Source organism: Streptomyces laculatispora, assembly GCF_017353455.1.
GTDB classification, from domain to species: Bacteria; Actinomycetota; Actinomycetes; order Streptomycetales; family Streptomycetaceae; genus Streptomyces; species Streptomyces laculatispora.
Genome location: NZ_JAFMPZ010000360.1, coordinates 1 through 4,472 on the forward strand (window position 1 = coordinate 1; position 4,472 = coordinate 4,472).

3 protein-coding genes are annotated in these 4,472 nt (G+C 70.5%); 2 read left to right on the forward strand and 1 reads right to left on the reverse strand.

Annotated elements, in window-relative coordinates:
* The coding region (locus J1C73_RS19040) for an SCO1167/SCO6262 family helicase (RefSeq protein ID WP_207317464.1) at positions 1-2,763 on the reverse strand (2,763 nt) is incomplete at its 3' end.
* Between the two features lie 255 nt (positions 2,764-3,018).
* On the opposite strand from J1C73_RS19040, the gene J1C73_RS19045 reads away from it, so the two are divergent.
* Both J1C73_RS19045 and J1C73_RS19050 read left to right on the forward strand, forming a co-directional pair.
* The gene (locus J1C73_RS19045; protein ID WP_207317465.1) at positions 3,019-4,071 is read left to right on the forward strand and encodes a fatty acid desaturase family protein; all 1,053 of its coding nucleotides are present in this window, start codon (positions 3,019-3,021) and stop codon (positions 4,069-4,071) included.
* Positions 4,072-4,167: 96 nt separating this feature from the next.
* A complete protein-coding gene (locus tag J1C73_RS19050) occupies positions 4,168-4,350 on the forward strand; it encodes a tail-anchor membrane protein (protein ID WP_123465650.1) in 183 nt (60 codons plus the stop codon).
* The last annotated feature ends 122 nt before the right edge of the window (positions 4,351-4,472 follow it).

A 4,472-nucleotide genomic window follows, 5' to 3' on the forward strand; every position in this document is an offset into this window, starting at 1 on the left:
GGCGATCAGCCGGTGCACCTGCACCGGCTGGGTCTGCCCGATGCGGTACGCGCGGTCGGTCGCCTGGGCCTCGACCGCCGGGTTCCACCAGCGGTCGAAGTGCACCACATGGCCCGCCCTGGTGAGGTTGAGCCCGGTCCCGGCCGCCTTGAGCGACAGCAGGAAGACCGGAGCCTCGCCCGCCTGGAAACGGTTCACCATCGACTCCCGCGCGGCGACCGCAGTGCCGCCGTGCAGGAACTGGGTGCGGACCCCGCGCGCCGCCAGATGCCGTTCCAGGAGCCGAGCCATCTGCACGTACTGGGTGAACACCAGGACGGCCGCGCCCTCCGCGAGAATGGTGTCCAGCAGCTCGTCGAGCAGCTCCAGCTTTCCCGAACGGCCGGCGATCTGCGGCTCGTCCTCCTTGAGGTACTGCGCCGGATGGTTGCAGATCTGCTTCAGCGCGGTGAGCAGTTTCAGCACCAGGCCGCGTCGGGCGATGCCCTCGGACTCCTCGATCTTCGCCATGGTCTCGCGGACCACCGCCTCGTACAGGCTGGTCTGCTCGGCCGTCAGCGAGACGACGCGGTCGGTCTCGGTCTTGGGCGGCAGTTCGGGTGCGATGCCAGGGTCGGACTTCTTGCGGCGCAGCAGGAACGGGCGGACGAGACGTGACAGGCGCTCGGCGGCCGCGGGGTCGCTGCCGCCCTCCACCGCTCGCGCGTACCGGGTGCGGAAGGTGCCGAGCCGGCCGAGCAGGCCCGGGGTCGTCCAGTCGAGGATCGCCCACAGTTCGGAGAGGTTGTTCTCCACGGGGGTGCCGGTGAGGGCCACCCGGGCCTGTGCGCCGATTGTGCGCAGCTGTTTCGCCGTTGCCGAGTACGGGTTCTTCACGTGCTGCGCCTCATCGGCGACGACCATGCCCCACCGGGTGGCCGCGAGCTTCGCGGTGTCCAGCCGCATCGTCCCGTACGTGGTGAGGACGAACTCGCCGTCCGCCAGGTCCTCCAGGCTTCGTGAGCCGCCGTGGAAGCGGCGCACCGCGGTGCCCGGCGCGAACTTCTCGATCTCCCGCTGCCAGTTGCCCATCAGGGAGGTCGGGCAGACCACCAGGGTGGGGCCCGCGGCCGATTCGATGGTCTGCCGGTGCAGATGCAGCGCGATCAGGGTGATGGTCTTGCCGAGTCCCATGTCGTCGGCGAGACAGCCGCCGAGTCCGAGCGAGGTCATCGTGTGCAGCCAGTTCAGGCCACGGAGCTGGTAGTCGCGCAACGTCGCGGTGAGCGCCGCCGGCTGACCGAGCGCCGGCTGCTCGCCCTGCGCCTGCCGGGACTCCGGATCGGCGACCCGCTGCCGCAGGGCCTCCAGCCAGCCGGTCGCCCGGACCTCGGCCCGGCGGCCGTCGACCTCGGTGGAGCCGGTCAGCACCGCTCCGAGCGCGTCGATCGGAGTGACCTTGCGGTCCTGGGTCTTCTGGGCGCGACGCGCTTCGTCGGGATCGATGAGCACCCACTGGTCGCGCAGCCGCACCAGCGGCCGGCCCGCCTCGGCCAGCCGGTCGAGCTCGGCGCGGCTGAGCTGCTGGTCACCGAGCGCGAACCGCCAGTCGAACGCGAGCAGGGAGTCCGCGGACAGGAGCGGTGAGGTGTCCGACGCGGTACGCAGGGGCCCTCGGGAATCGGCCGGCGCGCCCTCGCCGTCCTCGTCGTCGGGCGGGCCGATCACCGCGCACGCCGTGAGCTTGCGGGCCAGCTCCCTGGGCCAGTGCACCTGCACGCCCGTGGCGGCCAGGGCCCGTGAGGCGGAGCCGAGCAGTTCGGCGATCTCCTCGTCGGCCGGTTCCAGGGCGTCCGGCACGGCCGCCGACAGCAGGGGGGTCAGGGGCGGCCAGGCGCGGGCGGCCCGGCGCAGCAGCAGCAGGGCGTCCATCCGGGCCTTCGGCCCGAGGGCGGCGGCGGCCGGTCCGTTGCCCGTCCAGACCTTGGCGGCATCGGTGACCAGGGTGGGGTCGCTGACGCTGTGGATCTGCGGAACCACACGGAAGGAGGGGCCGGACAGCTGTCCCTCGGACGCCTCGTAGGTCCGGTCGAGTCCGGACACCTCCACGCGCAGCGAGAGCCGTACGCCCGCGTCGTGCCCGGCCGCGACATCGGCGACCCAGGCCCGCTGATCCGGCAGCCGCTGCGGAGCGTCCGCGGCGAACGCCGGGCCGCCGGTGGCGAGGGCCGCCGCGGGTGTGCGCGGCAGGCCGTCGGCGACCGCGTCGAGGAACGCCCTTACCAGCCACTCCGGTTCGGGCAGCAACAGCTGTTCCGCCGTCGCATCGAGCGGTACCGCACGGGCACTTGGCGGCATGGAAGCGGCCAGGCCGCGGATCCGGTCCTGATCGTCCGCGGTGAGCGGTCCGGCCCGCCACACGTCGTGATCCGTGGCGCTCAGCCCCGGCAACAACAGCCCACGCGCGGTGAACTGAAGGGCCAGCAGCCCCGCCGCACCCCAGAAGGAGGCCGCCGGCGAGGCGTGTGCCGAGGCCCGTGCGCGCGTCAGCACCGGCAGGGCGTCCCGCACGGGAAGCAGCCGCGCCGGTACTTCGTACGGCTGAGCGTCGGAGCCGGTCACGGTCAGGACCTCGACGGTCCCGGGAGCATCGGGCGGACTGCTACCGTCTGGGCACCAGAAGGCGACGCGTCCGGTCCGGGAGGGATCCGCGGGCAGGAACACCACGGAACAGCCGGCGAGTGCGGAGATCTCGGAGAGCGTTGCTGCGTGGAGGCTGTGCACAGCGATGTCAGATTCCTCAAGTTTGACTAGTGGACTGAGGTCGCCGAGGGTACTCCATCGCATCCGGCGGCGGGGCTAGTCGCCACATGATTCAAATCACACCTGAGTCCGCCATGTCGGCCAGGTGTAGCCAGCCCCCCTCCGGAATGAGGGGGTTGGCACCAGGAAACCTCGGGTGGTGGCTCCATGGCTGCCATACATCTGCGACCCGTACGTTTCATCAGGTCAGCGCACCCATTCAAGACCGGAGACATCATGCCTCAGGCCGCAACCACCGTCGCGGAACGAACCCGTGACAGTGCCGGAAGTGCCGGAAGTACAGGAAGTGACTTCGCGCCACTGCTGCGGGCCGTCAAGGGGCAGGGACTCCTCGAACGCCGCACCGGTTGGTACGCGGCAGGCATCGCCGCCAACCTGATCGCCCTGGGCGCCGTGCTCACGGGAATGGTCCTCCTCGGCAACACGTGGTGGAACCTGCTCCTCGCTCTGCCCCTCGCCATCTTCTGGTCCCGCACCGCGTTCGTCGGGCACGACGCCGGACACGCCCAGATATCCGGTGACCGCCGGGCGAGCCGGGCCATCGGCCTGGTGCACGCCAATCTGCTCCTCGGCATGAACGAAGCGTGGTGGAACGACAAGCACGTACGTCACCACGCCAACCCCAACCATGTGGACAAGGACCCGGACGTCGGCGTCGGCGCCCTCGTCTGGACCCAGAAGCAGGCCGCACAGCGCGAGGGCTTCGCCCGCTGGCTCACCCGCAACCAGGCCCGGCTGTTCTTCCCGATGCTGCTCCTGGAAGGCATCGCCCTGAAGATCTCCGGCTTCCAGTACCTGCGTCAGCAGCCCGCCCGTGAGCGCGTCCTTTCCGCCCTGCTCCTGGTCGCCCACCTCGGCCTCTACGCCACACTGCTGCTCACCGTGATGTCGCCCGGAAAGGCTGTCGTCTTCGCGCTCGTGCACCACGCGCTCTTCGGCCTGCACCTGGGCATGGCCTTCGCCCCGAACCACAAGGGCATGGAGATGCCCGACCCCGACGGCGACCGCTGGGGCCACCTGCAGCGCCAGGTCCTCACCTCACGCAACGTACGGGGCGCCTTCCTCACCGACTGGTTCCTCGGCGGGCTCAACTACCAGATCGAGCACCACCTCTTCCCTAGCATGCCCCGCCCGCACCTGCGGCTGGCTCAGCCCCTGGTCAAGGCCCACTGCGAGGAGCTCGGCATGCCGTACGCGGAGACCGGACTCATCGAGTCCTACCGCCAGGCCCTCGACCACATGCACGAGGTCGGCGCGCCGCTCAGGTAACCGTTCCCGACGGGTTCGGGGCAGGCTGGAACCGATGGGTACGCACAGGCGTTCTCATAGCAGGAGCGGCCACTGGCCGCGAAGGAGGCGTGGACGATGTCGAACAGCGCAAAGATCGCCATCGGGGGAGTTGTCGTCGCAGTCGTCCTGATGCCGTTCATCGGGTTCTGGCTGTCACTGCTGGTGCTCATCGGAGTCCCCGCGATCGCCTACCTGGTACTCGATCCCAGCCAGCGGCGCAGGCTCCGCAGGATCACGCGTAAGGAGATCGGCCGCTGAGCGGGCCAACGGCCGAGCACGGCTCAAGGGCCGGCCAGGCCCTCGCCCAATCCGCGGCGGTTCGCACGTAGGCGTGACGGCGTTCGCCCTTGAACCCGACGACGGCCGGTGGGGCCCGGGAT

Coding starts and splice junctions, on each gene's coding strand:
- J1C73_RS19045 (WP_207317465.1), top strand. CDS start 3,019: ATGCCTCAGGCCGCAACCACCGTCGCGGAACGAACCCGTGACAGTGCC.
- J1C73_RS19050 (WP_123465650.1), top strand. CDS start 4,168: ATGTCGAACAGCGCAAAGATCGCCATCGGGGGAGTTGTCGTCGCAGTC.